The sequence below is a fragment of the Dyadobacter linearis genome (assembly GCF_907165045.1).
Lineage (GTDB): Bacteria > Bacteroidota > Bacteroidia > Cytophagales > Spirosomataceae > Dyadobacter > Dyadobacter linearis.
Map to the genome: position 1 here is coordinate 161988 of NZ_CAJRAU010000010.1, position 26949 is coordinate 188936.

Consider the following 26949-nt stretch of genomic DNA (forward strand, 5'->3'; position numbering starts at 1 on the left):
GCCCGAAACACTTCTTTACTCGTAGAAAAGATAGAAAAGGGGCGGTTATTTATTCTTCTACGAGGCATTAGATTAGGTTTAAAACTAATTAATACCGTACGCATCGAACAGTCGGCGTACCGGTTTTTCTTCTAACCCAAATCAGACATAGCCTTGGCTACAATTAAAGCAACACCTAGAAAAAATTTCTCGAGGATTAATCAGATTATCGATTATCCGGATCTGCTAGGAATCCAGGTACAGTCGTTCCGGGATTTTTTCAGTTTGGATACATCGGTTGAAGACCGTTCAGGGGAAGGATTGTACAAAGTTTTCGCTGAAAACTTTCCAATTGCCGATTCACGTGACAATTTTGTTTTAGAGTTCATTGATTATCTTCTTGAACCACCGAAATACTCTGTTGATGAATCTATCGATCGCGGACTTACCTATGCGGTACCGCTCAAAGCGAAGTTACGTCTGATTTGTAACGACGCAGATCATGAAGAATTTGAAACCATTGAACAGGAAGTTTTCCTAGGAAACATTCCTTACATGACCGAAAGGGGTTCATTTGTAATTAATGGTGCTGAGCGTGTAATCGTTTCTCAGCTTCACCGTTCGCCAGGTGTGTTCTTCTCGATGAGCAAGCACACAAATGGCTCTAAATTATATTCTGCACGTATTATTCCATTCAAAGGATCGTGGATCGAGTTCTCGACCGACGTGAATAATGTGATGTACGCTTACATCGACCGTAAGAAAAAATTCCCGGTTACTACTCTTTTGAGAGCAATTGGTTTTGGTTCTGATAAAGATATCCTTGACTTATTTGGATTGTCAGAAGAAATCAGTGCAACTCCTGCTAACCTGAAAAAGGCTGTCGGCAGAAGATTAGCCGCAAGGGTACTTCGCACCTGGACTGAGGATTTCGTTGATGAAGATACTGGTGAAGTAGTTTCTATTCAGCGTAATGAAGTTTTGCTGGAAAGAGATTCAACCATTTCTGCGGATGATATCGATGTAATCACCGAGTCAGGTCAGAAATCAGTGATTCTTCATAAAGAAGATATGAATGTTGCGGATTATAACATTATCTATAATACGCTGCAAAAAGATAGCTCAAACTCTGATAAAGAGGCAGTTGAGCAAATTTACCGCCAGCTTCGTAACGCAGAAGCACCGGATGAACAAACGGCAAGAGATGTAATCCAAAGCTTGTTCTTCAGTGATAAACGTTATGACCTCGGTGATGTTGGCCGTTACAGGATCAACAAAAAATTAGGTTCTGACACAAGTCTGGACGTTCGCGTTCTTACAACAGGCGATATCGTGTCTATCGTGAAGTATCTGATCGGTTTGATCAATGCGAAAGCGGTTGTCGATGATATTGACCACTTGTCAAACCGTCGTGTGCGTACAGTAGGCGAGCAGCTTTATGCTCAGTTTGGTGTAGGTCTTGCGCGTATGGCGCGTACCATTAAGGAGCGTATGAATGTACGTGATAATGAAGATTTCAAGCCTGTTGATTTGATCAATGCGCGGACATTGTCTTCTGTCATCAACTCATTCTTTGGTACAAACCAATTGTCGCAGTTCATGGATCAAACCAATCCATTGGCTGAGATTACGCATAAGCGTAGAATGTCGGCACTTGGGCCAGGTGGTCTTTCCCGTGAAAGAGCTGGTTTCGAGGTTCGTGACGTTCACTACACGCACTATGGTCGTCTTTGTACGATTGAAACACCGGAAGGTCCGAACATTGGTTTAATTTCATCTCTTTGCGTTTTTGCAAAAGTGAATGGAATGGGCTTTATCGAGACGCCATATCGTGTAATCGATGGTGCTGGTAAGCTGACCGATGAGCTTATATATATGACTGCCGAAGAAGAAGATTCCAAATACATTGCACAAGCGAATGCCTCTGTGGATGATAAAGGAAATTTCACGGTAGAAAAAATCAAAACGCGTTTCGAAGGTGACTTCCCGATGGTTGATCCTTCACAAGCATCGTTCATGGACGTTGCTGCGAACCAGATTGTTTCGGTTGCCGCTTCATTAATTCCTTTCCTGGAACATGATGATGCTAACCGTGCCTTGATGGGATCTAACATGCAGCGCCAGGGTGTTCCATTGTTGCGCCCACAAGCGCCTATCGTTGGAACTGGCCTTGAAAAACGTGTTGCGATGGATTCAAGAGCATTGGTTGTTGCAGAAGGCGACGGTGTCATTGAATTTGTTGATGCTAAGAAAATCGTTGTTAAATACGACAGAACAGACGACGAGCGCCTTGTAAGCTTCATTGAAGACAGCGTTTCGTACGATCTTGTTAAATTCCGTCGTACCAACCAAGACACTTGCCTTAACCTTCAACCAATGGTTCTTAAAGGCCAAAAGGTGAAAAAAGGAGAAGCACTTTGCCAGGGATATGGTACAGAAGGTGGTGAACTTGCATTGGGCCGTAACCTTTTGGTTGCCTTCATGCCTTGGCAGGGATACAACTTCGAAGATGCGATTGTAATCTCGGAGAAAGTGGTTCGTGAAGATATCTTTACTTCTATTCACATTGAAGAATTTGAATTGGAAGTGCGTGATACAAAACGCGGAGAAGAAGAGCTTACAGCTGAGATTCCAAACGTAAGTGAGGAAACTGTTAAGAATCTTGACGAAAATGGTATCGTTCAGGTTGGTACAGAAGTAAAAGAAGGAGACATTTTAATTGGTAAGATCACTCCAAAAGGAGAATCTGATCCGACTCCGGAAGAAAAATTACTTCGTGCGATCTTTGGTGATAAAGCAGGTGATGTGAAGGATGCTTCTAAGAAAGCGCCGCCATCGATGAAAGGTGTGGTTATCGACACTAAACTTTTCTCTCGCCCAACCAAAGAAGAGCGTGCTAAACACAAAGACGAGCTTCGTTTGTTGATGAAAAAATATGGCCGTGAGCTTACAGCGCTTCGTGGTCGTATCATTGAGAAGTTGGTTGCATTGGTTGACGGTAAAACCAGCCAGGGTGTTAAACACAAGTTTGGTGATGAGTTAGTGAGCAAAGGAATGAAGTTTAATGTGAGAAATATCTCTGAAAACTTGTTCCCGGCAAACAACCCTTACCGCGATGAGTCTCAATATGCAGTGGCAGAAGAGGTTAACTTGATCGGTGATGTGTTGACGGATTCTTGGACTGAGGATTCAGAAACCAACCTGCAAGTTTCGTTGGTTTTGAAAAATTACCTGAACGCCCGCAGTGAACTGATGGGTCGTTTCAAACGCGATCGTTTTGCGCTTGAAGTAGGTGATGAGCTTCCAGCTGGAATCGTGAAATTGGCGAAAGTATACATTGCCAAGAAACGTAAATTGAAAGTTGGGGATAAAATGGCAGGTCGTCACGGTAACAAAGGGGTTGTTGCCCGTATCGTTCGTGATGAAGATATGCCGTTCCTTGAAGACGGAACACCAATGGATATCGTGTTGAACCCGCTTGGGGTGCCTTCACGTATGAACATTGGTCAGATATATGAAACCATTCTTGCCTGGGCAGGTCTGAAACTAGGTCGTCGCTACGCTACTCCAATCTTTGACGGAGCTACGGAAGCGGAAGTTGCGGCTGAGTTGAAAGAAGCTGGTTTGCCAGATTGGGGACGTACATTCCTTTACAATGGTCTAAGCGGAGAACGTTTTGATCAGCCAATTACAGTTGGTTTGATGTACATGATGAAGCTGGGTCACTTGGTTGACGATAAGATGCACGCGCGTTCTATCGGGCCATACTCACTCATTACACAACAACCGCTTGGTGGTAAAGCACAATTCGGAGGTCAGCGTTTTGGAGAAATGGAAGTGTGGGCGCTTGAAGCATTCGGTGCATCTCACATCCTTCAGGAAATCCTTACCGTTAAATCTGATGACGTGGTGGGCCGTGCCAAAGCATATGAAGCAATCGTGAAAGGTGAAAACCTTCCGAAACCGAATATTCCGGAGTCATTCAACGTACTTGTTCACGAGCTTCGTGGATTAGCATTGGAGATTACACTGGACTAATATTTAGTCGTTGGCGCGGGAAACCGCGCCATAATGAAATCAATTGAGTTTCGACTAACAGACAAACGACTTTTTAATTATGTCTTTCAAAAAGAACAAAAAACTTAATAGTGATTTTTCCAGAATGACGATCAGTCTGGCTTCACCTGAGTCTATCCTTGAGAGCTCTTTTGGTGAAGTAACCCAGCCTGAAACCATCAACTACCGGACTTACAAGCCGGAGATGGGCGGACTATTCTGCGAAAGGATCTTCGGTCCTGTGAAGGACTGGGAATGTCATTGTGGTAAATACAAACGTATCCGTTACAAAGGAATCATCTGCGACCGTTGCGGTGTAGAGGTTACTGAGAAAAAGGTGCGTCGCGAGCGTATGGGCCACATTGAACTGGTTGTTCCAGTTGCGCACATCTGGTATTTCCGCAGCTTGCCGAACAAAATCGGTTACCTGTTGGGATTATCGACCAAGAAATTGGATCAAATCATTTACTACGAGCGATATGCAGTCGTTCAGCCTGGTGTTAAAGAAGAAGATGGCGTAGGTTATCTTGACTTTTTGACCGAAGATGAATATCTGGATATCATCGACAAATTGCCACGCGAAAACCAAATGCTTCCGGACACGGATCCAAATAAGTTTATCGCGAAAATGGGTGCGGATGCGCTTGAAATGCTTTTGAACCGGATTAAGCTGGATGAGCTTTCATACGAACTTCGTCACCAGGCAGCAACGGACACTTCGCAGCAACGTAAAGCAGAAGCATTAAAGCGTCTGAAAGTTGTAGAAGCATTCCGTGATGCAAACACACGCATTGAAAACCGTCCCGAGTGGATGGTAATCAAGATGGTTCCGGTTATTCCACCAGAACTTCGTCCGCTCGTGCCTTTGGACGGTGGTCGTTTTGCGACTTCCGATTTGAATGACCTTTATCGTCGTGTGATCATTCGGAACAACCGTTTGAAGCGTCTGATCGAGATCAAAGCACCTGAGGTGATCTTGCGTAACGAAAAACGGATGTTGCAGGAAGCGGTTGATTCGCTTTTCGATAACAGCCGTAAAGTAAACGCGGTGCGTTCCGAAGGTAACCGTGCATTGAAATCACTTTCTGACATGCTGAAAGGTAAGCAAGGACGTTTCCGTCAGAACTTGCTTGGTAAGCGTGTCGATTATTCTGGTCGTTCGGTAATCGTCGTTGGACCTGAATTGAAATTGCACGAGTGCGGTTTGCCAAAAGATATGGCGGCAGAATTATTCAAGCCGTTCATTATCCGCAAGCTGATCGAGCGTGGAATTGTTAAAACTGTAAAATCAGCGAAGAAGATCGTAGACCGCAAGGATCCTGTAATCTGGGATATTTTGGAAAACGTTTTGAAAGGACACCCTGTTCTGCTTAACCGTGCTCCAACATTGCACCGTTTGGGTATCCAGGCGTTCCAGCCTAAACTGATCGAAGGAAAAGCGATACAGTTGCACCCATTGGTTTGTACTGCATTCAACGCTGACTTTGACGGTGACCAGATGGCCGTTCACGTGCCATTGGGTCAGGAAGCCGTTTTGGAAGCTTCAATGTTGATGCTTTCGTCACATAACATTCTTAACCCTGCCAACGGTGCGCCAATTACGGTTCCATCACAGGACATGGTTTTGGGTCTGTATTATGTTACAAAAGGCCGCGTAAGCACTCCTGAATATCCGATTATCGGAGAAGGAATGATTTTCTACGGTCCTGATGAAGTTATCATCGCGATCAACGAAGGCAAACTTTCGAAACATGCGAATATCAAATGCCGCCTGCGCGTTCGTAATGACGACGGAACATTTGAAATCAAATTGGTAGAAACCGTTGCCGGACGTATCCTGTTCAACCAGGCCGTGCCAGCAGAGGTAGGTTATATCAATGAACTGTTGACCAAGAAAAAATTACAACAGATCATTGGTTTGGTATTCAAACTGGCGGGTGTTGCCCGTACAGCTCAGTTCCTGGATGAAATCAAAGAACTTGGTTTCCAAATGGCCTTCAAAGGCGGTTTGTCAATGGGATTGAATGACGTAATGGTGCCAGACGAAAAAGTGAAACTGATCGAGCAAGCTAAACTGGACGTGGAAAACGTTTGGAGCAACTACTTGATGGGTCTTATCACTGAAAATGAGCGTTATAACCAAGTTATTGATATCTGGACACGTGTTAACTCACGTATCACAGAGACGTTGATGAAGCAATTGGAAACAGACCAAGGCGGATTCAACTCCATTTATATGATGATGCACTCAGGTGCACGTGGTTCGCGCGAGCAAATCCGTCAGCTGGGTGGAATGAGGGGTTTGATGGCCAAGCCTCAGAAAAACATCGCGGGTGGTGCAGGTGAAATCATCGAGAACCCCATTCTTTCTAACTTTAAAGAAGGTTTGGACGTTCTTGAATACTTTATCTCAACACACGGTGCACGTAAAGGTCTTGCCGATACAGCCTTGAAAACGGCTGATGCGGGTTACCTGACACGTCGTCTGCATGACGTTGCACAAGATGTAGTTGTTATTGAAACAGACTGCGGATCTCTTCGTGGAATTGCAATCTCTGCTTTGAAAGACAACGAAGATATCGTTGAGCCGCTTTCTGAGCGTATTTTGGGTCGTGTAAGTGTTCACGATGTATTTGATCCTTTGTCTAACGAAATGATCCTGGCTTCTGGTCAGGAAATCACCGAGGAGATCGCTTCTTATATTGACGAAACGAGCATTGAAACTGTTGAAATCCGTTCGGTATTGACTTGTGAAACACGTAATGGTGTTTGTGCAAAATGCTACGGACGTTCATTGGCATCTGCTCATATGGTTAACATTGGTGAAGCTGTGGGTGTAATTGCATCGCAGTCCATCGGTGAGCCGGGAACGCAGCTGACACTTCGTACATTCCACGTCGGTGGTACCGCTTCTAACATTTCTGTTGAAGCAAATATCAAGGCGAAATTCGACGGTGTAATTGGTTTTGAAGATCTCCGTCTGGTTCAGTCTGTAAATTCTGAAGGCGACGAAGTAACCGTAGTAATGGGTCGTTCAGGAGAGGTTAAAATTACTAACCCTGAAACAGGCCAGTTGCTGATCTCGAACAATGTTCCTTACGGAGCACACCTTTTGGTAAAAGATGGTGAGAAGGTGCAAAAAGGACAAGAACTTTGTACCTGGGATCCATATCACGCAGTAATTCTTTCTGAATTCACTGGAAATGTTTCTTTCGATGCAATTGAAGAAGGTATTACATATCGTGAAGAATTTGATGAGCAAACCGGTTTCCAGGAATCTGTGATTATTGAAACACGTGATAAAACCAAAAACCCAGCATTAGTGGTGAAAGGTAAGTCGACGTTGTTGAAAGATCAGACAGAAAAAGGCTATAACCTTCCTGTTGGAGCGCGTTTGGTTGTGAAGAATGGTATAGCGATCAAAGCTGGTCAGCCGCTGGCAAAAATCCCTCGTGTGGTTGGTAAAACCCGCGATATTACAGGAGGTCTGCCACGTGTAACGGAATTATTCGAAGCACGTAACCCTTCCAACCCTGCAACGGTTTCTGAAATCGACGGTGTAGTTTCTTATGGTGGCGTAAAACGTGGTAACCGCGAGATTCATATCGAATCAAGAGACGGTACACAACGTCGCTACATGGTTGCACTTTCGAAACACATTCTGGTTCAGGATGGTGACTTTGTAAGAGCTGGTGACCCGCTTTCTGACGGTGCTATCACTCCTGCTGATATACTTTCTATTAAAGGACCAACCGCTGTGCAGGAATATCTGGTTAATGAAATTCAGGAAGTATACCGTCTGCAAGGTGTGAAGATCAACGATAAGCATATCGAATGTATCGTACGCCAAATGATGCAGAAAGTGGAGATCCTGGATGCAGGAGATACCAATTTCCTTGAAATGCAGCCAGTTGACCGCGTTCTGTTCCGTGAGGAAAACGATAAGATCCTCGATCTGAAAGTTGTTGAAGATGCTGGTAGCTCCGAGACACTGAAACCTGGTATGATCGTTTCTGTGCGTCGCTTGCGTGATGAAAATTCAAGCTTGAAACGCCGCGACCTTAAACTGGTTGTTGCACGTGATGCGCAGGCAGCTGTTGCGAAACCTACTTTGATGGGTATTACGCAAGCTTCTTTGGGTACCGAAAGTTTCGTTTCTGCGGCTTCGTTCCAGGAAACAACCAAGGTATTGAGTGAAGCGGCTGTTCGTGGAAAACGCGACGAACTGAAAGGCTTGAAGGAAAACGTGATCGTAGGTCACTTGATCCCAGCCGGAACAGGTATGCGTCAATACGAAAGCCTGATCGTAGGTTCGAAAGAAGAATTCGATGCACTTACTGATTCTCGTGACAGACAGTCGCGCAAGAAAAAAGAATTAGTGTAGTAAATAATCAGAATAAAAAGAGCCGGTCCGCAGCAATGCAGGCCGGCTCTTTGCTTTTAGGTGCTGCTATTTTTTAGTAATTTCCGAAATCCATTTCAGCTCGAAGCTGTTTTAAAAATCATCCAATGAAAGAAGATAAGGAAAACGAGCAACAAATTAACGTAGAATTGTCTGAGGAAATGGCTGAGGGGGTATACTCCAATCTTGCCATGATAGCGCATTCTAACAGCGAATTTATTCTGGATTTTATACGTCTGATGCCGGGAGTGCCGCGCGCAAAAGTCAAGGCGCGTATTATAGTGACACCTGAACACGCAAAAAGACTCGTTGCAGCACTAAAAGATAATATTCAGAAATATGAAGATCAGTACGGCCCAATACAGAATTCGTCTGATATTGACCCATCTTTCAATTTCCCCATCAGTTTCGGAGGCCCGGGCGGCGAAGCCTGATATCAGTTCTTGCTATATTCGCGGCTATCATAACTAAATACCCAGTAAATCAACCACTTCTGATTCTTTTGAGAGCTGCTGCCCCGCTGGATGCACCGCCGGATGCCGAGGTATTTTTTGCCAAATTTTGTAACTTGTTATTTGTTACGCAGAATCGATAATTCAGCACTCAAATTATTCACCATGGCTTTATTTAAACTTTCAATTAACAATCGCAGCTACGATGCGGATGTCGAGCAGGATACCCCGCTCTTGTGGGTGCTGCGAGATAACTTAGGATTGGTCGGTACGAAATACGGTTGCGGTATTGCGCAATGCGGCGCCTGCACCGTTCATTTGGACGGAAAGGCAGTAAGGTCCTGCGTTTTGCCGGTGTCAGCAGTAGGCAAAGGAAAAGTAACAACGATTGAAGGTCTGTCAGAAAAAGGGGATCACCCTGTTCAAAAAGCTTGGGATGAAGTGGATGTAGCGCAATGTGGCTATTGCCAGGCGGGACAGATCATGACAGCTGCTGCATTGTTAAAGGAAAAGCCAAAACCTACTGATCAGGAAATTGTAACAACCATGAGCGGAAATCTTTGCCGCTGCGGTACCTATCACCGAATCCGGGAAGCAGTGAAAGTTGCAGCCTCTAAATCCAACCAATAATGAAAACACCAGATCAAACTTCCAGGCGTGATTTTATGAAAATCGCGGCTGCGGCAGGCGGTGGACTGTTTTTAGGGTTTAATTGGACAAACTCAAACGCACTTCCGGTAGTAGTTGACGCAAAATCCATTGCAGCAGGCTCTATTCATTTCAACGCCTATCTGTCAATTGGAATAGACAATATCATTACCATAGTATCCCCGAATCCCGAAATCGGGCAGGGTATTAAAACGGCATTTCCGATGGTAGTAGCAGAGGAGCTGGATGCAGATTGGAAACTGGTGAAAACAGTGCAGGGAAACCTTGATACCACGATTTTCGAGCGGCAGGTAACAGGCGGTAGCGGCGCGGTGCCGCATTCGTGGGAAAGGCTACGTAACGCAGGCGCCACGGCCCGGCATTTACTGATCGAGGCGGCGGCGTCGACGTGGAAAGTGCCAGCGGCAGAATGCAGTACTGAAAATGGCAATGTTTTACATAAAACTTCCGGCAAGTCGCTGACTTACGGGCAGCTGGCAGAAGCAGCTTCCAAACTCGAAGCTCCGAAAGAAGTGAAGCTAAAAAGCGAAAAAGATTTTAAACTGATCGGGCAATCGGTCAGGAATGTAGATAACCTTGATATTGCAACCGGAAAACCACTTTTCGGCCTTGATTTTTATCGGGAAGGAATGCTGTTTGCTTTAATTCAGAGACCGAAAGCATTTGGATTAAAACTAAAATCTGTGAATGCAGACGCTGCCAAGGCAATGCCAGGGATTGTTGATGTGGTCACATTTGAAAACAGCGTGGCGGTAGTTGGCAAATCTACCTGGCAGGTCAAAAAAGCCAAGGATGCACTAAAGATAGAATACGAAAAAGGCGCTGAACTGGAAAGTACGGCTGATCATAACCGGATTTTCACCCAATTAATGGACAATGGTGAAGCTACTGTCCGGAGGAAAAACGGAGACGCGGAAGCTGCATTCAAAGGAGCAGCCAAGGTGATCAAGGCTGAATACCAATGTCCGTTCCTGCCGCATAGCCCGCTGGAACCGATGAACTTTTTCGCCCACGTACGCGAAGATGGCGTGGAATTGGTAGGCCCGACCCAAACGCCGGACCGTGCACGGACAGAAGTTGCAAAGCTGACCGGCATTGCGCCTGAGAAGATTACCGTCGAAATCACGCGTCAGGGTGGCGGGTTTGGCAGAAGGCTTGCTGCCGATTTTGTATTGGAAGCCGCGCACGTTTCGAAGCTTGTCAAAGCGCCCGTTAAGGTGATTTGGACACGTGAAGACGATATGACAGGCGGCATTTATCGTCCCGCAGTCAGGTATCGCTTCGAAGCTGCTTTGGATAAAAATGGAGAAATGATCGGGTATAAGTTGCGTGGGGTAGGTATCAATTCTGGTAACCCGACCCGCGAAGACAATTTTCCGTCCGGATCTGTAGATAACCTGCTGATAGATTCAGTAGAACATAAATCGCCGATTACAACCGGACCGTGGCGCGCACCGATCACCAACTTCCTCGCTTTCGCAGAACAATCTTTTCTGGATGAAGTTGCGGAGGCTGCTGGAAAAGACCCGGTTGCATTCAGGTTGGCGCTATTGGAGAAAGCCAAAAAATCACCCGCAGGAGAGGTTAAGTACGATGTCGACAGAATGATCGGGGTGATCAAAATGGCGGCGGAGAAAAGTAACTGGGGTAAGAAAAAAGGCGTTTTTCAGGGATTCAGCGTATATTTCTCTCACCGCTCTTACGTAGCGCAGGTAGGGGAAGTTACAATGGAAAAAGGCAAGCCTGTATTGAAAAACGTGATCGCCGCGGTGGATTGCGGTATTGTGATCAACAAAAGTGGCTCTTTACAGCAGGTACGCGGCGGAGTAGTGGACGGAGTTGGCCACGCGATGTATGGCAATATGACCTTCAAGGATGGAGCACCCGACCAGACCAACTTCAACGGTTTCAGGCTTATAAGAATGAGCGAAATTCCCGAAGTGGACGTACACTTTGTGGATAACGGTATTTCACCGACAGGTTTGGGAGAACCTGCATTACCGCCAGCCGGTGGGGCGGTTGCGAATGCATTTTACAAAGCCACCAAGCAGCGCCTCAGGAACCAACCGTTTATAAACGAAGACGCTTTTAAAGGAATTTCCTAAGTTTTAAAGGAAGCATATAGTCAGACAGTAAGGTGAAATGTAGTGCTGCATTTTTATCTTACTGTCTTTTTTATTTAACCCGTATTTCTATTTTTTACCCAAATTCCTAAACATCAACGCTCGCATGAAAATTACAGTCAGTTTCATCATCGCCCTGCTGTGCATTTGCGCGACTGCATTCAGGCTGGCCGATTTTCCATCTACCGATATCACGAATGGAATCATTAAAGCAAAACTATATCTCCCTAACGCAGAAAAAGGATATTACCGCGGCACGCGCTTCGATTGGGGTGGCGTAATGCCAAGTCTGGAATACAATGGTCATTCTTATTTCGGGAAATGGAACCAGGCGCCTTACGACCCTAAGCTACACGATGCGATTATGGGGCCGGTAGAAGAATTCGTCGCGCTGAATTTCGATCAAGCCAAAGCGGGCGAGACCTTTGTGAAGATCGGCGTGGGCACTTTAGTTAAGCCAGACAATAAGAAATATGCATTTGCAACGGATTATGAGATTAGAAATCCCGGGAAATGGAATGTGACCAAGGGAAAAGACAAAGTTGAGTTTGTCCACGAATTAAAAGATGCTTCCGGCTACTCCTACATTTACACCAAAACCCTGAGACTGGTACCCGGCAAGCCTGAACTGGTATTGGAACATACTCTGAAAAATACCGGCACAAAAACGATAGAGACCAGCACCTACAACCACAACTTTTTCATGATCGATAACGAACCTTCCAATGAAAACATCCGGATCGTTTTCCCATTTGAAGTGACAGGCGAGGGGAGCGGATTTGGTAGTATTATTAAACCTGCGGGCAAGCAGCTGGTCTATACGCGGCAAGTGGTGAATGGCGACCAGGTTTTCAGCAGTGGGCTCCAGGGTTTCGGTTCCTCCGCGAAGGATTATGATATCCGTATTGAAAACACCAAAAGCAAAGCGGGTGTGAGAATGACCTGCGACAAGCCGCTCGAAAAACTGGTGTACTGGGCGTGCCCTACCACTTCTTGTCCGGAGCCTTATATTAAAATTAGCGCAGCGCCGGGTAAAGAAGATAAATGGAAGGTCAGCTACGAATTTTATACTTTCTGACGGCCAAGCAAATTTCGATTGTCCCACATTGCTGCGAATTATTTCTATGTAGATTTTCTATAAGCGAAGTCGGCAAATTATTGGATGTCTGGGTATTAGTGTACGCAAATTGTGTATTAACCAGCCGAACTTTGAACGAGTCAGTACGAAATTTTTCGAATGCACTCTCTAATCTTTAAACTGTATTAGAGTTTGAGAAATCCTGGAAATATTCATTCCGCTATCGCTTCTGGAATGCTTTTGGTATAGAAAAGTTATCCGCAATCGGCGGGCTAATCATCTAAAAACCAGACTGAAATGAAAACATTATCAATAATACTGAGTGCATTTCTTGCCAGTGCAGGGATTGCCTCCGCGCAAACTACCCCGGTACCAACCAACCCGGCCCCCGGACAAACTACTCCGCAAACGACACCAACGCAGCAGCCGGCAACTACTGCTCCTGCAACCGAAAGTAAGACAGATTTCAATTCTCCCCAATCACCGGTACGACCTGCCAATATCCCTTCCGAGGATACCTTGATTAAAGGTCAGACCAGTTCGGGAGCTGTGATCAAGGATACGTTAGTACCTTCAAACAGCCGAAAAACAGACAGAATGAATCGTAGAAAGAATAAGAAAGGAACAGCAGAAACCACTGGCGATACCAGTTCAGTGAATAAGGCAGACAGTGGTAAGCCTTAACCTTTACTACAAAAACAAAAGCCCGGAAATTAACTTTCCGGGCTTTTTTAATATAAAAAGTGTGTGCAACTGAATAGTACAGAACGGGCTCGTCAATGATTATTTTGAGATTGCGCAACATTTGGAACAGCAGGTTCAAGATCCTCTTCCCAAAACGGCTGTGTCACCACTGTCTTGTTGTCATTCACCCAAGTACACCATATCTTTCCACTATAAACCCGCTTCGAGGACGGCAATGCCTGATTACCGTTCGCATAGTTGACGGCTTCGATGATCTGGTATTCATCTACCCGCATTAGTCGGGAACCGTTCTTTTCCTTCACCCAGTCATCCTTGACAAAGTTTAACGTGACCATTATTATCGAAATTTTTATAACGTTGTCAATGTTACTCAAATGTTATGCCATGGAACTTTGACCTTTTCAGACTTTAATCTGAATTCAAAATAGTTTGCAAATTTTTGTAGAAGTAGTTTTTATTGAATTGGCTTTGGCGGATTTTTCGTTTCGGGATCAAGTGAAAATCGTGAGACTCGCTGCAAGTATTATGTGAATTGATTGATATTAAATAGCATAATAGTATAATTTCGTGCCCTGGTACTTTGTCTAAAAAAGCAGAATGTGGTCGTAAAGGATACTTTTGGCAGGTGGGAAACAGAGCGGCAACTCTGGCTGGCGCTCAGGCAAGGGGACGAGCAGGCTTTTACATTCATTTTCGAAAAATACCACCGTACGCTATACAACTACGGCTGCAAGCTCACCACCCACACCGCAGTAACCGAAGATGCGATCCAGGATATATTCATTGATATCTGGCGGTTGCGGGCTAATCTGACTGAGAATATCTCCTCGATTAAATTCTATCTCTACCGGGCATTACGCCGGAGGATTCACCAGACATTAGATAAGTATCCGGCGACCGAAGAGATTTCTGACATTACCGACCCGGAGATCATGCCGTTTTCCTTTTCCGATTCGCAGACAATGCTGATAGAGTCGGAATCTAATTTGCTGCGTGCCCAGCGGATCAAAGAGCTACTTGCCCAGCTTCCCGAGCGCCAGCTCGAAGCGATTACCCTGCGCTATTTCGACGAATTCAGTATTGCGGAGATTGGCCAGATTATGGGTGTGAATGAAAAATCGGTGCGTAACTTTCTTTATAAAGCACTTACAGCATTCCGGCAGACCCAAAATGTGATCATTAATTTCCTGCTGATAATCTGCTCCTTATCTAACTTTTAGAATTTTTTTCTAAAATAATTTCATTTTATAGAGGTCAAACCCGACGATCTCCGCTCTTTGTATTTGAGGGGAATCAACCCTTTCAAGATCCGATGAAATACACCCCTTACTCTCTCACCGACCTGATCAGGCTTGATGCATTTGTTGCCTGGGTACTTAACCCCGACGCGGATAGCGAAGCTTATTGGAAAGGTTTTCTGGAACAATATCCTGAAAAAGCGGCAACAGTCGAATCGGCGAGGGAATACATTTACCTGCTGGCAGAAGATACTGGCAAAAACCGCCCTACCGAAGCTCAGAGCAGTAAAATGTGGAAGGTCGTGGAAGATAGCATGTATGTGGAGGAGCAGCCGGTTTTGGAAGAGGAAAAGCCGGCGAAGCAGACGTGGCAATGGATCCGGGCCGCGGCTTCGGTCACTCTGATTTGTGGAATAGGGGCACTGAGTTTCTGGTACTTTATTCGTCCTCAAAATGTAATTACAAGAAGCGAAGAGCCTGCTGTAATGAAAGAGCAGTCGCTCAGAAAAGTTACAAATGATGCAAAACGACCGCGGTTTGTACTATTGCCCGACGGAAGTTCAGTCGTGCTCGAACCCGGCTCCTGGCTTTCGTTCCGCGAGATGGCGGCCGGACAAAAGCGGGAAGTTACTCTCAGTGGAAAAGGCTTTTTTGAGATCGTAAAAGATCCTTCGAGGCCATTTCTGGTGTATTCAAGAGGTATCGTGACCAAAGTGCTGGGAACAAGTTTCAGTGTGGATGCGCGTGAAAAAAGTGGTGAAGTGAAGGTGGAAGTGAAAACTGGGAAGGTGACGGTTTTCTCGGTAGGTAGCGATAATGCGAGTGAAACGGAGGTGAACAAGGCTGAAAAAAAAGGTTTTATTCTTTATCCTGATCAAAAAATTGCTCTTGCCCCTGGCAGCGGCAGAGTCCTGAAACCGATCGGGCCCGCTGTTGTTGCTCAAAATCAATATGATATCGCCTCACAGCTTTTTGTATTTGACGAAACGCCGGTCGGTGAAGTATTTAAATCATTGGAGGAAGCATATAATGTAAAAATAAATTGTAGTGTGGAAGCGCTGAAAAAATGTCCGCTAACTGCCACTTTAGTCGGACAGCCTTTCAGCAAAAAGCTTGCGGTGATATGTAACGCCATTGATGCAACCTATGAGATCGACGGAGATCAGGTCAGGATCACTGGAAACGGATGCAGGTAGAAGCAAATTGTAATTGCCGGAGTCAGGAAGTCTTTTCACCAAAAACCAAAATCAGAATGACATAGAGCCCTACTGTCGACAAAAAAAATCAGCCATGCTGCCACATGACTGATTGGAATCCCCGAAAGTAACGCTAATTACTCGCAGCCACAGAAGTGGCCGCCCGGGAAGATATTGTTGAATAAAATCTCCTTAACCAACAAATCAATCAAAAATATGGAAAAAGTTCGACGAACCGATGACCTGCTCGTAACTCTTATGCGTATCACATTTATACAGTGTTTCCTGGTGTGCCTCTTTGCCGGAGTGTCGTGGGCGGTAGACGGCAGAGCACAGTCGGCCCTCACGCAGAAGGTATCGCTGGATATTGAAAACCAGGATGTAAAAAAGGTTTTGAAAGAACTGGAAAAGCAAACTAATATCAAGTTTGTGTTCAGTTCCAGGCTGATACAGTCTGACAGAAAAGCAACTATCAAGGTCAGTAATGCACATTTATCTTCTGTCCTCGATCAACTGCTCCGGCCGCTGCAACTGAATTACAAAGTGAGCGAAGATCTGATCGTAATCAAGCCGGACAAAACGCCGGTAAAAGTATCTGACGTAGAACCGGTTGAACCGGGGCCAAGCACAATTCAGACAATCGACCGGACTCTACGAGGTACTGTCAAGGACGAATCGGGTACTGCATTGCCTGGTGTAAGTATTGTTTTAAAAGGAACCCAAACGGGTACCTCTTCCGACGAAAAAGGTGCATTCTCATTAACAATCCCGAACGGAACAGCGACATTGATATTCTCTTTTGTCGGTTTTCTATCGCGCGAAATCATTGTAGCCGAGGGACAAACGGAAGTGGAAATGGCTTTGAAGGTCGACGATAAAGCATTGGAAGAGGTAGTTGTGGTAGGTTATGGTACCCAGAAAAAGGAATCGCTGACCGGCGCTATTTCAACGGTGACCAGCAAGGATATCGAGCGCGTTCACGGCGGTTCGACTGTCAGCTCCGGGCTGGCGGGAAAGATCCCGGGCGTTACTTTTCGTATGCCCGACGGTCGCCCCGGCGCGAGTGCCAATGTGCAGATCAGGAATATGGGTAACCCGCTTTTTGTGATCGATGGGATTCAGCAGGATGCGGGACAGTTTAACAACATTTCTCCCAACGATATTGAAAGTATCACGGTACTGAAAGATGCCTCGGCGGCTATTTACGGGGTTCGCGCTGCAAATGGAGTAGTGGTGGTAACTACAAAACGCGGGAAAAACAGTACCAAAAATACGGTCAATATCGACGCTTATACCGGCTGGCAAAACTGGTCGCGCTTCCCGAATGTGGTCAACGATTCGTATCAATGGATGCTCGGCCGCGCAGAGGCGGAAATGAACCAGTACGGGAAAACGACGATCACGCCCACTGAACTGGAAAAATACAGGGTAGGTACTGAGCCTGGTTATCAGACTTTTAACTGGAAGGATTTTATAATCAAAAAGAATGCGCCGCTGTATTCGCTCAACCTGAATATGACCGGCGGCTCCGACAAGATCAGCTACTATATTTCAGCCACGCATTTAAAACAATATGCGGTACTGGGGAGGGAATTTACTTTTCAACGAACCAATATCCAGAGTAATGTAGATGCGAAAATTACCGACCGCCTGAAACTGGGTGTGCAGATCAACGGCCGCATTGAAGCGCGCGACCAGCCGGGTATTCCGGGCGCAGACGATTACTGGCTGCCACGTTTCGCTATTCTGAGAAACCGGCCATTTGAGCGGCCTTATGCCAACGATAACCCTGAATATCTGAACGATATCAAGCATAATGAAACCAACTGGGCTTACAACAATAAGAAACTGGGAGGATACTGGACGGAATACTGGCGTGTTTTGCAAAGCAATTTCACGGGGGAATATATGATTCCCGGCGTAAAAGGGTTGGTAGCCAAAGGGCTGTTTTCCTATTACATCGCCGACCGCGTGATGAACGGGCACGAGTACACTTACGAAGCTTATACCTACAATCCTACCGATCAAAGCTACACGGTAACCGGGGGAAGTACCAATCCGTGGCGCGAGCGTGGGACCAAAAAAGTAATGCGGAATGTGTACCAGGGCCAGTTGAATTACAACAATACATTCGGCAAACATACCGTAGGCGCAACCTTCGTGGCCGAGCGGCAGGAGGAACAGGTGCAGGAACAATGGGTGCATTCGGTGCCGAAAACCAACGTGCTGCCGCTGATCTATTTCCCGACTATGGATACTTATAATGACTCAGATTCTGAGCTGGCGCGTATAGGGTATATCGGTAGGGTAAATTATGATTTTGCCAATAAGTATTACGTCGAACTTTCGGCCCGCCGCGATGCTTCCTGGAAGTTTGCACCTGATCGGCGCGTTGGTACATTTCCATCGGCTTCGGTAGGCTGGCGAATCACGGAGGAGAAATTCATTAAAGATCTCATTGGTCCGCGCAGCATTCTCGACGACCTGAAATTTCGCGCTTCCTATGGTGTTCTGGGAGATGATAATATCCTTTTTAACAATGATCCTAACAACCCTTTGAGTCCGTACGCGTACCTGCCGGGCTACAATTACAACCAGGGAAATGCGATTCTGAGCGGAAATCCGGTGGTTACTTCCCGGGATAAAGGTCAGATCATCAACAATATATCCTGGTTCAAGAGTAAGATCACAGATATCGGCGCTGATTTCTCATTGCTCGGGACGAAGATCACAGGTTCGGTGGATTATTTTTACAGACTTCGCACTGGCTTGTTGGGCCGCAAATATGATCTGCTCGTGCCAAGTGAGCTAGGTTACAGTTTGCCTGACGAAAACGTAAACAGCGATTCGCAGCAAGGCTGGGAAGGCGCGCTGACTTTCAATGGTAAATCGGGGGATATCAACTATTCAGTAGGCGGTAATGTGTCATTTTCAAGAAGCAAATTTGTAGCTTCTTACCGGCCGATTTTTAACAACGCGCAGGATCAGTACCGCAATTCACGGGAAGCCAGATATGATAATATTTTCTGGGGCTACGAAACGGTTGGGCAGTTTCAGTCGCAGCAGCAGATCAATGAATATCCTGTGAATATAGACGGGCAGGGAAATCGCACTTTGTTGCCGGGTGACCTGATCTACAAGGATTTCAATGGAGATAATGTGATCAACAACCTGGATGAAAGACCGATCGGTTATACCACAAACGGGCAACCCAATATCAATTTCGGGTTAAATATGTCGGTGAGCTGGAAAGGTTTTACATTGAATGCCGACTTCTCGGGCGGTGCAATGTACACCTGGAACCAGAACTGGGAGCAGCGCTGGGCATATCAAAACGACGGTGCATTGAACAGCATTTTCCTCGATCGCTGGCGCCGCGCCGATCCGTTTGATCTGAATAGTGAATGGATTCCAGGTAAATATCCGGCATTGCGCTACAACGACGGCTCGCACAGCAACAACAATAAGAACTCCACTTTTTGGGTGCATAATGTCAAATACATCCGCGCCAGAACGATCGAGTTGGGCTATTCGCTTCCGAAATCGGTTTTGGAAAAGCTTAAAATGCAACGGGCCAGGGTCTATATCAACGGTTATAACCTGTTTTCAATCGATAACCTGAAAGAATACGGGATAGATCCGGAAGTAGCAGACGACAACGGGCTGCAATATCCGCAAGCCAAGTTTGTGAACGTGGGTATTAATCTGTCAATCTAATAAGCTGATATTCAAGATGAAAAAGATATTTTATATACTACTGATCGGCGTTTTGACACTGAACTGGGGATGCGATGATGACGCATTCCTGAACCGGCCGCCCACCAATATCCTCACCGACGCGCAGATCTGGAATAGTGAAGAGCAGGTACTGTCGGTTTTGGGGGATTTGTATAATCGCTACGTCGATATTGCAACATTTAAAACGATCAACGATATCCCCGGCTGGACTACGATCGGCGATTTCAATGAAGCATTCTGGTCTGAGGCGGGGCGGTACAATGCATTTCAAAACAGCGGCTGGGATGTCAGATCCTGGGCTGCCTGGGATTATGGTTATATCCGTGAAATGAACCTGTTTATCCAGAAATGTACAGCTGCTGAAAAGTTGGATCCGGGCGTGAAAGCGAGGTTTCTGGCAGAGGCACGTTTCCTGCGCGCTTCCTATTATTTCGAATTGGTAAAAAGAATGGGCGGCGTACCGTTGATACTGGAACCTCTGACTTACGATTTCAGCGGGGATCCGAGCTATTTGCAGCATCCAAGAGCCAAGGAATCGGAGATCTATGATTTCGTGATCAGTGAAGCGGAAGCGATCAAGGCTGATTTGCCGGCCAATGTGGGTGAGAAATCACGCGCAACCAGAGCTGCCGCACTGGCGATGGAAGCACGTGCTGCACTGTACGCAGCCTCCATTGCGAAATACGGGACGAATACTCCTTCCGTAGCATTGCCGGGTGGAGAAGTGGGTATTCCGGCATCGATGGCGCAGGGTTACTACACCAAGGCACTGGCAGCTGCCAAAGCGATCATCGACGGAAGCGTCGGCGCATACGCACTTTACACGAAAAAGCCGGACTTATCGGAGAATTTTGCGAGTATTTTCTATGATAAGGCCAACAATCCCGAGGTCATTTTTGTAGAGGATTATAAGCTGCAAAGTGGCAAGGTACATTACTTCACAGGCTGGAACCAGCCGCGTTATGGTGCGGAAGAAGAGGAGGGCGGCCGCATTAATCCGTCTTTGAATTTCGTGGAAGCATTTGAAAAACTGGACAATACATTTGCGCCTATTCCCACTGTGAATGCAGCAGGTACGCCGGTTTATTATGATAATCAGGTTGATATTTTCGCGGGAAGAGACGCCCGGCTCGCGGGTACCGTTATGCTGCCGGGAACTACATTCAAAGGCCGCGCTGTCGATATCTGGGCTGGTTTTCAGCTTGGAAACGGTACAGTCGTAAGTGGTGACGACCGTGGTGCGCAAAAGACTTTACCCGGCAAAACAGTACCTGAGCAGGTAGTAGGCTTCGACGGCCCGATCGATGGTTTCGAATTTACTGCCCAAACCGGTTTTTACCTTCGGAAATACCTGGATCCGGTAGTAGGCTCTGGTCAGCGGGGGGTAAATAGCGAGGTCTGGCTGGTAAGGTATCGCTTTGCAGAAGTGCTGCTGAATGCAGCGGAAGCGGCTTTTCACCTCGGCCAGCTTCCGGTAGCTGCTGAATACATGAATATAGTACGTGCACGCGCCGGTTTGGTAACGCCGCTCAAAGCTGCCGACATTAATTTTGACCGCATTGTCCATGAGAGAAGAGTAGAACTCGCGTTCGAAGGCCATTATTTATATGATATGAAAAGATGGAGGATCGCGCACCAGATCATGGACGGTAATGCGATCAGCCAGGCCGAATTGTCGAAAGACCTTGGAAAGGCGACGAAACGCAACACGCAGCCTTACGGACTCTGGTCTTACAAAATCTACAACCCGGGCTCGCCCACGAATGGGAAATGGATTTATAAAGTGACCAAGCTGAGCCGCGTAACCGGCGCAGACCGCTTTCAGCTGGGGAATTACTATTCCTATATCAGCGACGATGTTGTTAATAACAATCCCAAAATCGTCAGAAATCCTAATCACTAAGGCATTTAAAATATCAGATCATGAAAGTAACAGTTCAGCTTTTGACCATATTCCTGCTCGGGTTTGTAATGCTGTCTTGCAGTAAAGACAATTTCACGGATCCCAAGTCGACACTCACGGGGCAGATCGTTTACAACGGCGAGCCGATCGGGGTCGAATTCAATCAGGTACGCCTGCAACTCTGGCAGCCCGGATTTGGTAAGCTAGCGCCTATTGATGCGCCTGTTGATCAGGACGGGAGTTATTCGGCGCTTTTGTTCAATGGAAATTATAAACTGGTAGTACCATCCGGCCGCGGCCCGTTCCGCACGATCCAGCAGGATGCTTCTAAAAAAGATACCCTTTACGTGGCGCTCAGCGGAAACCAAACGCTTGACGTGGAGGTGCAGCCCTATTATATGATCAGAAATGCCAGCTTCAATGGCGGCGAAGGAAAAGTAGCGGCTTCTTTGAAACTGGAAAAAATCATAATTGGAGTGAATGCAAAAGACGTGGAAAGCGTGTCGCTTTTTATCAATAAGACCAATTTCGTGTCCCGCGCAACCAACATCGGCGTAGTGGACCTGAATGCGGCCGATTTGAAAGATTTGAATAGTATCAGTCTGACGGTGAACGTTCCAGCACTGGTGCCTGCTCAGGATTACGTTTTTGGCCGGGTGGGTGTAAAAATCAAAGACGTGGAGGATATGGTATTCTCTCCGGTTCAAAAAATAGACTTATAATGTGAAGCGGGCCGGTTGCTAGCCGGCCCGCTTTATTGCTCTAACAGACCCGCTAAGGGAAAAGCGCCTAACCCCGAATTTTTATATAATGAAGAAAAACATCCTGATCCTTTTTGCCGCATTATTCATTGCCGCCTGTGCCAGAAATCCTTCCGGGAATACTTCTGAAAACAATGGAAGTAGTACAGGAAATAAGTCAGCCCGCCGGGGAGAAGTACTTTTTTTAGGACACACCAGCAAACACCACGATTCGGGCAAATATGCGCCCTGGCTGGCGATCAAGCTTTTTAAAAGCGGGGTCAATATGAGCTATACTACTGATCTCAAAGATATTAACCCTGAAAATCTGGCGAAATACGACGGGTTGATCATTTATGCCAATCACGATTCCTTACCCAAGCCACAGGAAAATGCGATGAAAGCTTTTGTTGAAGGCGGTAAAGGTTTGATCCCGCTGCATTCGGCGACGGGCTGTTTCAAAAACTCGCAATGGTATATCAAAACAGTAGGCGGACAATTTGCTTCACATAAGGTAGGCTCTTTTAAAAATACAATCCTGAAACCCGAACATCCGGTGATGAAGGGTATTACGGATTTTGAAACTTGGGATGAAACTTACGTGCACAAAAACCTCAATCCTGACAAGACGGTATTGGGCGAAAGAGTGGAAGGCGATCACCACGAACCTTATACCTGGGTGCGGACCGAAGGGAAAGGGCGCGTTTTCTATACAGCGTATGGTCACGAGGACAGTACCTGGACAAATAAAGGATTTCTGGATCTCGTAAGAAATGGCGTCTTGTGGGCAATAGGCGACGATGTTCAGAAAAGCATTCAGGCATTGCAGCTCCCGGCCGCCGATATTTATGATTCTGACACGATCTCGCATTATACCAAAAGACACGTAGTTCCTAAAATGCAGGAGGCACTTTCGCCGGCTGAATCCAATAAGCTGACGCAGGTAGCACCCGGTTTCGAGATCCAACTATTTGCCGCAGAGCCGGATATCACCAACCCGATTGCGATGGCGTGGGACGAAAGAGGCAGGTTATGGGTGGTTGAGTCGGTGGATTATCCCAATACATTTAAAGAAACGGATGGGGCGGCAAACGACCGGATCAAGATCTGTGAGGACACAAACGGCGATGGAAAAGCAGATAAGTTCACCGTTTTCGCCGACGACCTCAATATTCCGACCAGTATGGTTTTTTCAAATGGCGGGATCATCGTTTCCATGGCGCCGGATTTTGTGTTTTTGAAAGATACCAATGGCGATGATAAAGCCGATGTGCGTGAAGTGATTATGACTGGCTGGGGTAAAAACGATACCCACGCGGGCCCGTCTAACCTGCAATACGGCTTTGACAATAAGATCTGGGGGGTAAATGGTTACTCTGGTTTTAAAGGCGAGATCGAGGGAAAACCCTACAATTTTGGGCAGGGCGTCTATCATTTCAAACCCGACGGAAAGGACTTTTCCTATTTGGGAAGCAGCAGTAACAATACCTGGGGGCTGGGAATGACGGAAGATAATAATGTGTTTTTGTCGACGGCCAACAATACGCACAGCGCGTTCTATTCAATGCCGGGAAAATATTTGCAGCGTTCGGTAGAAGGAGAGGAATCGGGGATACAGGCAGTGCAAAAGATCGACGGGCACTATGATGCGCATTCCATGACGCCGAATTTGCGGCAAGTGGATGTGGTAGGCGGTTTTACCTCTGCTGCGGGGCACCGTTTTTACACAGCAAGATCTTTTCCAAAAGAATACTGGAACCGCGTTGCATTTGTATCCGAGCCCACAATCAGGCTGGTGCACAATGCGATTATTGAAAAAGACGGTGCCGGTTTTAAAGAAAAAGATGGCTGGAATTTGTTAGCCAGCTCCGACGAATGGTTTGGCCCGGTGCACGCCGAGGTCGGTCCCGACGGGGCAGTTTGGGTTTCGGATTGGTACAATTTCATTATTCAGCACAATGTTTTCGTACCTGCACAATCGCCTGCCGAATTTATTATTCCTTTCAAAGAACAGCCGCGCGGGCCGGGCAATGCATTCAGTAGCCCGATGCGCGACCTCAACCACGGTCGGGTTTACAGGATCGTTTATAAAAACGGGAAAAAATCTGAGCCGCTCAAACTCTCCAAAGACGATTTGCCAGGTTTGGTTAAAGCGCTGGAAAACGACAATATGTTCTGGCGAATGACCGCGCAGCGACTGATCGTAGAGTCTGGAAAGCGCTCGGTTGTGCCGGATTTGTATAAGATCATTGAAAATCAAAAAGTGGATGAAGTAGGGTTAAATAGTCCGGCAGTGCATGCATTGTGGACTTTGCACGGACTTGGGGTTCTCGATGGATCGGATATGCCGAGTCTGGCGGTTGTAAATAAAGCACTTTCGCATCCTGCGGCTGGTGTCCGCAAGGCGGCGGCTTCGGTATTGCCAAAGAATGCGCAAAGTTTCGAGTCGCTTCAAAAGGTCATGAAAGATCCTGATCTGAATACAAGACTTTCTGTTTTCGTAGCCTTAGTTGAAATGCCGGAATCGGAGAAAGTAGGCGAAGCGGTTTTTCAGGCTTCCCTGGAAGAAGAAAATGTTAAAGATAAGTGGCTTTCAAAAGCGCTGCTGGCGGCTGGAATTCAGCATGAAAAAGGATTCCTGGCGGCAGCAGGAAAACAAAGCGGCAGTTCTGCACTTTCAGGGCAGATCAGTAATGCTTTGAAAAAGGAGGTATATGCATTGGGAAGACGAAATACGCTCCAATTTCCGCCTGATGTAACGGGCAAAGAAATCACGATAAAAGCCAGCGTAGCAAAAGGAAAAGATCGGGCTTTGCAAGGTTTTATCGCTGGCCAGGGAGGAAAGGAGGGCGGATATGCGCTTTATATTCAGGATGGAAAAATGATAATGGCCGTAAAACAGCACGGAATGCTGGCTCAGGCCGCTACCAGTCAGCCTTTGCCGGAGAAATTTGATGTGGAAGCGGGACTGAAAAAAGACGGTAAGATCTTTATCAATATCGATGGAAAACCAGCCGCACAAGGCAAGGCACATATGCTTTTCGCGACGCCGCTTGTAAATACCGTCCGCACGGGGGAAGATTTGGAAGGCGAAAATAACATTGGAGTTTATGAAGGTAAGTTTGGCTTCGCGGGTAATTTTCAAAAAGCAACGTTGGAACTGAACAAACCGGAGGAAGGTAAGGCGGCTGAAACGGAGACAGATCAATCCAAAAAAGGAGGCGCTAAAACGGTGGGAGCAACCGTAATCGAGCTGAAAGTGGAAATGGAAATCATGCAGTTTGATAAAAAACTAATCACTGCGAAAGCTGGCCAGAAAGTGGTTATCAATCTTGAAAATCCCGACGGAATGCAGCATAACCTGTTGATCATCAAACCGGGAACCTTGCAAAAAGTAGGGAAAGCAGCTGATGAAATGCTCCGTGACCCGCAGGCTGCCGAGAAACAATATGTGCCCAAAATACCAGAAGTTTTGCATTCCACCAGGCTAGTGAATACGGGGGAAACGGTAACGCTCGAATTCACTGTACCGAACGTGCCGGGAGACTATCCTTACGTGTGTACTTTCCCCGGACACTGGCGTGGAATGAATGGGATTCTAAGGGTAACGAAATGATAATCAGATATTAAGTCAAATTTTAAATACATTTTATGTTCAGATTCATCCAAAAATTAGCGTTGCTTTGTACTGTAATCGCGCTGGTCGCCGGCCAGGCAGCTGCAAATATCCCACCAGCTAAAAAGCCGATCCGTGTATTAATGGTAGGCGGAGGCTCTTCCCACGATTTCGACCGCTGGTATAAGGGTGAAGATGTGGCTACTTTGCAGAAAGACGGTCTGGCCGTAGTAACCTATACCAGCGATCCGTCGACCATATTGTCCCAGTTGCCCAATGCAGACGTTCTATTCCTGGCCAACAACCAGCCCATTGCCGATGAAGCGACAAGAAAAGCGATTTTCGCATTTGCGGACGCAGGAAAAGGGCTGATCCTTGCTCACCCCGCCATTTGGTATAACTGGAAAGACTGGCCTGAATACAACGAAAAGCTAGTCGGCGGCGGATCGAAAGGGCATGATAAATACGGTCCGTTCGATGTGACGATCACCAACAAAAAGCACCCGCTCACAAAAGGATTACCAGCAACTTTCCACCTCGACGACGAGCTCTATTATTTCAAAACAGATCCTGCCGCAACGCCAATCGAAGTGCTCGCGACCGGGAAAGCCACGACTTCGGAGAATACATATCCCAGCTTATTTGTGGTAAAGTACCCAAAAGGTCGCATTGTTGGGATTGCGCTGGGCCACGACGCGGCGTCGCATACAATTGAGCCTTATAAGAAATTAATACGTAACGCTGTTCAATGGGCAGCAAACCTTTCCGTCGACTGAAGTCGACGGGTATTGATTGGGAATTTGCGCAAGGCGCCATTTTAAAGGTCATCGCCCCGGCTTCACAGCTCACATCAATCATGAACGTAGCAAAAGCCCGCGAGGCGCAAAGCGCCAGCCCGAAATCAATTGCCCCGGGCTTCAGCCCGGGGATGATGAATGATGATGAATGATGATGAATGATGATGAATGATGATGAATGATGATGAATGATGATGAATGATGATGAATGATGATGAATGATGATGAATGATGATGAATGATGATGAATGATGATG

Annotated in this window: 16 protein-coding genes; 15 read left to right on the forward strand and 1 reads right to left on the reverse strand. The window is 46.4% G+C overall.

What is annotated here, in order from left to right; all coding sequences use genetic code 11:
- Positions 1-153 precede the first annotated feature (153 nt).
- The 7 genes from rpoB to KOD92_RS25145 all read left to right on the forward strand — a co-directional run bounded on the left by rpoB (position 154) and on the right by KOD92_RS25145 (position 13443).
- Positions 154-4017 (forward strand): DNA-directed RNA polymerase subunit beta, encoded by a 3864-nt coding sequence (rpoB, locus tag KOD92_RS25115; protein WP_215236357.1) that lies wholly within the window; start codon positions 154-156, stop codon positions 4015-4017.
- 79 nt (positions 4018-4096) lie between these two features.
- The gene (gene rpoC, locus KOD92_RS25120; RefSeq protein WP_215236358.1) at positions 4097-8419 is read left to right on the forward strand and encodes a DNA-directed RNA polymerase subunit beta'; all 4323 of its coding nucleotides are present in this window, start codon (positions 4097-4099) and stop codon (positions 8417-8419) included.
- 125 nt (positions 8420-8544) lie between these two features.
- Complete coding sequence (locus KOD92_RS25125) at positions 8545-8871, forward strand: DUF3467 domain-containing protein (RefSeq protein ID WP_215236359.1); 327 nt, start codon at positions 8545-8547, stop codon at positions 8869-8871.
- A 183-nt stretch (positions 8872-9054) separates the two neighbouring features.
- Positions 9055-9519, forward strand: coding sequence for a (2Fe-2S)-binding protein (locus tag KOD92_RS25130; RefSeq protein ID WP_215236360.1), 465 nt, complete (start codon positions 9055-9057; stop codon positions 9517-9519).
- Positions 9519-11663: a xanthine dehydrogenase family protein molybdopterin-binding subunit gene (locus KOD92_RS25135; protein WP_215236361.1), complete on the forward strand. Its 2145-nt coding sequence runs from the start codon at positions 9519-9521 to the stop codon at positions 11661-11663. The genes KOD92_RS25130 and KOD92_RS25135 overlap by 1 nt, the downstream gene beginning before the upstream one ends.
- 124 nt (positions 11664-11787) lie before the next feature.
- On the forward strand, positions 11788-12759 hold the full coding sequence (locus KOD92_RS25140; protein WP_215236362.1) for a hypothetical protein: 972 nt from the start codon (positions 11788-11790) through the stop codon (positions 12757-12759).
- Positions 12760-13056: 297 nt separating this feature from the next.
- A complete protein-coding gene (locus KOD92_RS25145; protein ID WP_215236363.1) occupies positions 13057-13443 on the forward strand; it encodes a hypothetical protein in 387 nt (128 codons plus the stop codon).
- A gap of 92 nt (positions 13444-13535) precedes the next feature.
- Here the strand turns inward: KOD92_RS25145 and KOD92_RS25150 are convergent, their stop codons facing one another.
- A complete protein-coding gene (locus tag KOD92_RS25150) occupies positions 13536-13799 on the reverse strand; it encodes a hypothetical protein (protein WP_215236364.1) in 264 nt (87 codons plus the stop codon).
- 264 nt (positions 13800-14063) lie between these two features.
- On the opposite strand from KOD92_RS25150, the gene KOD92_RS25155 reads away from it, so the two are divergent.
- The 8 genes from KOD92_RS25155 to KOD92_RS25190 all read left to right on the forward strand — a co-directional run bounded on the left by KOD92_RS25155 (position 14064) and on the right by KOD92_RS25190 (position 26844).
- Positions 14064-14684 (forward strand): RNA polymerase sigma factor, encoded by a 621-nt coding sequence (locus tag KOD92_RS25155; protein ID WP_229254847.1) that lies wholly within the window; start codon positions 14064-14066, stop codon positions 14682-14684.
- 92 nt (positions 14685-14776) lie between these two features.
- Positions 14777-15898: a FecR family protein gene (locus KOD92_RS25160; protein WP_215236365.1), complete on the forward strand. Its 1122-nt coding sequence runs from the start codon at positions 14777-14779 to the stop codon at positions 15896-15898.
- Positions 15899-16114: 216 nt separating this feature from the next.
- The gene (locus tag KOD92_RS25165) at positions 16115-19615 is read left to right on the forward strand and encodes a TonB-dependent receptor (RefSeq protein ID WP_229254848.1); all 3501 of its coding nucleotides are present in this window, start codon (positions 16115-16117) and stop codon (positions 19613-19615) included.
- A 16-nt stretch (positions 19616-19631) separates the two neighbouring features.
- Positions 19632-21539 (forward strand): RagB/SusD family nutrient uptake outer membrane protein, encoded by a 1908-nt coding sequence (locus tag KOD92_RS25170; RefSeq protein ID WP_215236366.1) that lies wholly within the window; start codon positions 19632-19634, stop codon positions 21537-21539.
- 20 nt (positions 21540-21559) lie between these two features.
- Positions 21560-22261, forward strand: a complete 702-nt coding sequence (locus KOD92_RS25175; RefSeq protein WP_215236367.1) for a DUF3823 domain-containing protein — start codon at positions 21560-21562, stop codon at positions 22259-22261.
- 88 nt (positions 22262-22349) lie between these two features.
- The gene (locus KOD92_RS25180; RefSeq protein WP_215236368.1) at positions 22350-25895 is read left to right on the forward strand and encodes a PVC-type heme-binding CxxCH protein; all 3546 of its coding nucleotides are present in this window, start codon (positions 22350-22352) and stop codon (positions 25893-25895) included.
- 35 nt (positions 25896-25930) lie between these two features.
- Positions 25931-26671, forward strand: coding sequence for a ThuA domain-containing protein (locus KOD92_RS25185; RefSeq protein WP_215236369.1), 741 nt, complete (start codon positions 25931-25933; stop codon positions 26669-26671).
- A complete protein-coding gene (locus tag KOD92_RS25190; RefSeq protein ID WP_215236370.1) occupies positions 26644-26844 on the forward strand; it encodes a hypothetical protein in 201 nt (66 codons plus the stop codon). Before KOD92_RS25185 ends, KOD92_RS25190 begins: the two co-directional genes overlap by 28 nt.
- Positions 26845-26949: the final 105 nt, after the last annotated feature.

Excerpts from the sequence above, each read along its gene's own strand:
- rpoC (WP_215236358.1), top strand. The coding sequence starts at position 4,097 with ATGTCTTTCAAAAAGAACAAAAAACTTAATAGTGATTTTTCCAGAATG.
- KOD92_RS25125 (WP_215236359.1), top strand. The coding sequence starts at position 8,545 with ATGAAAGAAGATAAGGAAAACGAGCAACAAATTAACGTAGAATTGTCT.
- KOD92_RS25130 (WP_215236360.1), top strand. The coding sequence starts at position 9,055 with ATGGCTTTATTTAAACTTTCAATTAACAATCGCAGCTACGATGCGGAT.
- KOD92_RS25135 (WP_215236361.1), top strand. The coding sequence starts at position 9,519 with ATGAAAACACCAGATCAAACTTCCAGGCGTGATTTTATGAAAATCGCG.
- KOD92_RS25140 (WP_215236362.1), top strand. The coding sequence starts at position 11,788 with ATGAAAATTACAGTCAGTTTCATCATCGCCCTGCTGTGCATTTGCGCG.
- KOD92_RS25145 (WP_215236363.1), top strand. The coding sequence starts at position 13,057 with ATGAAAACATTATCAATAATACTGAGTGCATTTCTTGCCAGTGCAGGG.
- KOD92_RS25150 (WP_215236364.1), bottom strand. The coding sequence starts at position 13,799 with ATGGTCACGTTAAACTTTGTCAAGGATGACTGGGTGAAGGAAAAGAAC.
- KOD92_RS25160 (WP_215236365.1), top strand. The coding sequence starts at position 14,777 with ATGAAATACACCCCTTACTCTCTCACCGACCTGATCAGGCTTGATGCA.
- KOD92_RS25165 (WP_229254848.1), top strand. The coding sequence starts at position 16,115 with ATGGAAAAAGTTCGACGAACCGATGACCTGCTCGTAACTCTTATGCGT.
- KOD92_RS25170 (WP_215236366.1), top strand. The coding sequence starts at position 19,632 with ATGAAAAAGATATTTTATATACTACTGATCGGCGTTTTGACACTGAAC.
- KOD92_RS25175 (WP_215236367.1), top strand. The coding sequence starts at position 21,560 with ATGAAAGTAACAGTTCAGCTTTTGACCATATTCCTGCTCGGGTTTGTA.
- KOD92_RS25180 (WP_215236368.1), top strand. The coding sequence starts at position 22,350 with ATGAAGAAAAACATCCTGATCCTTTTTGCCGCATTATTCATTGCCGCC.
- KOD92_RS25185 (WP_215236369.1), top strand. The coding sequence starts at position 25,931 with ATGTTCAGATTCATCCAAAAATTAGCGTTGCTTTGTACTGTAATCGCG.
- KOD92_RS25190 (WP_215236370.1), top strand. The coding sequence starts at position 26,644 with ATGGGCAGCAAACCTTTCCGTCGACTGAAGTCGACGGGTATTGATTGG.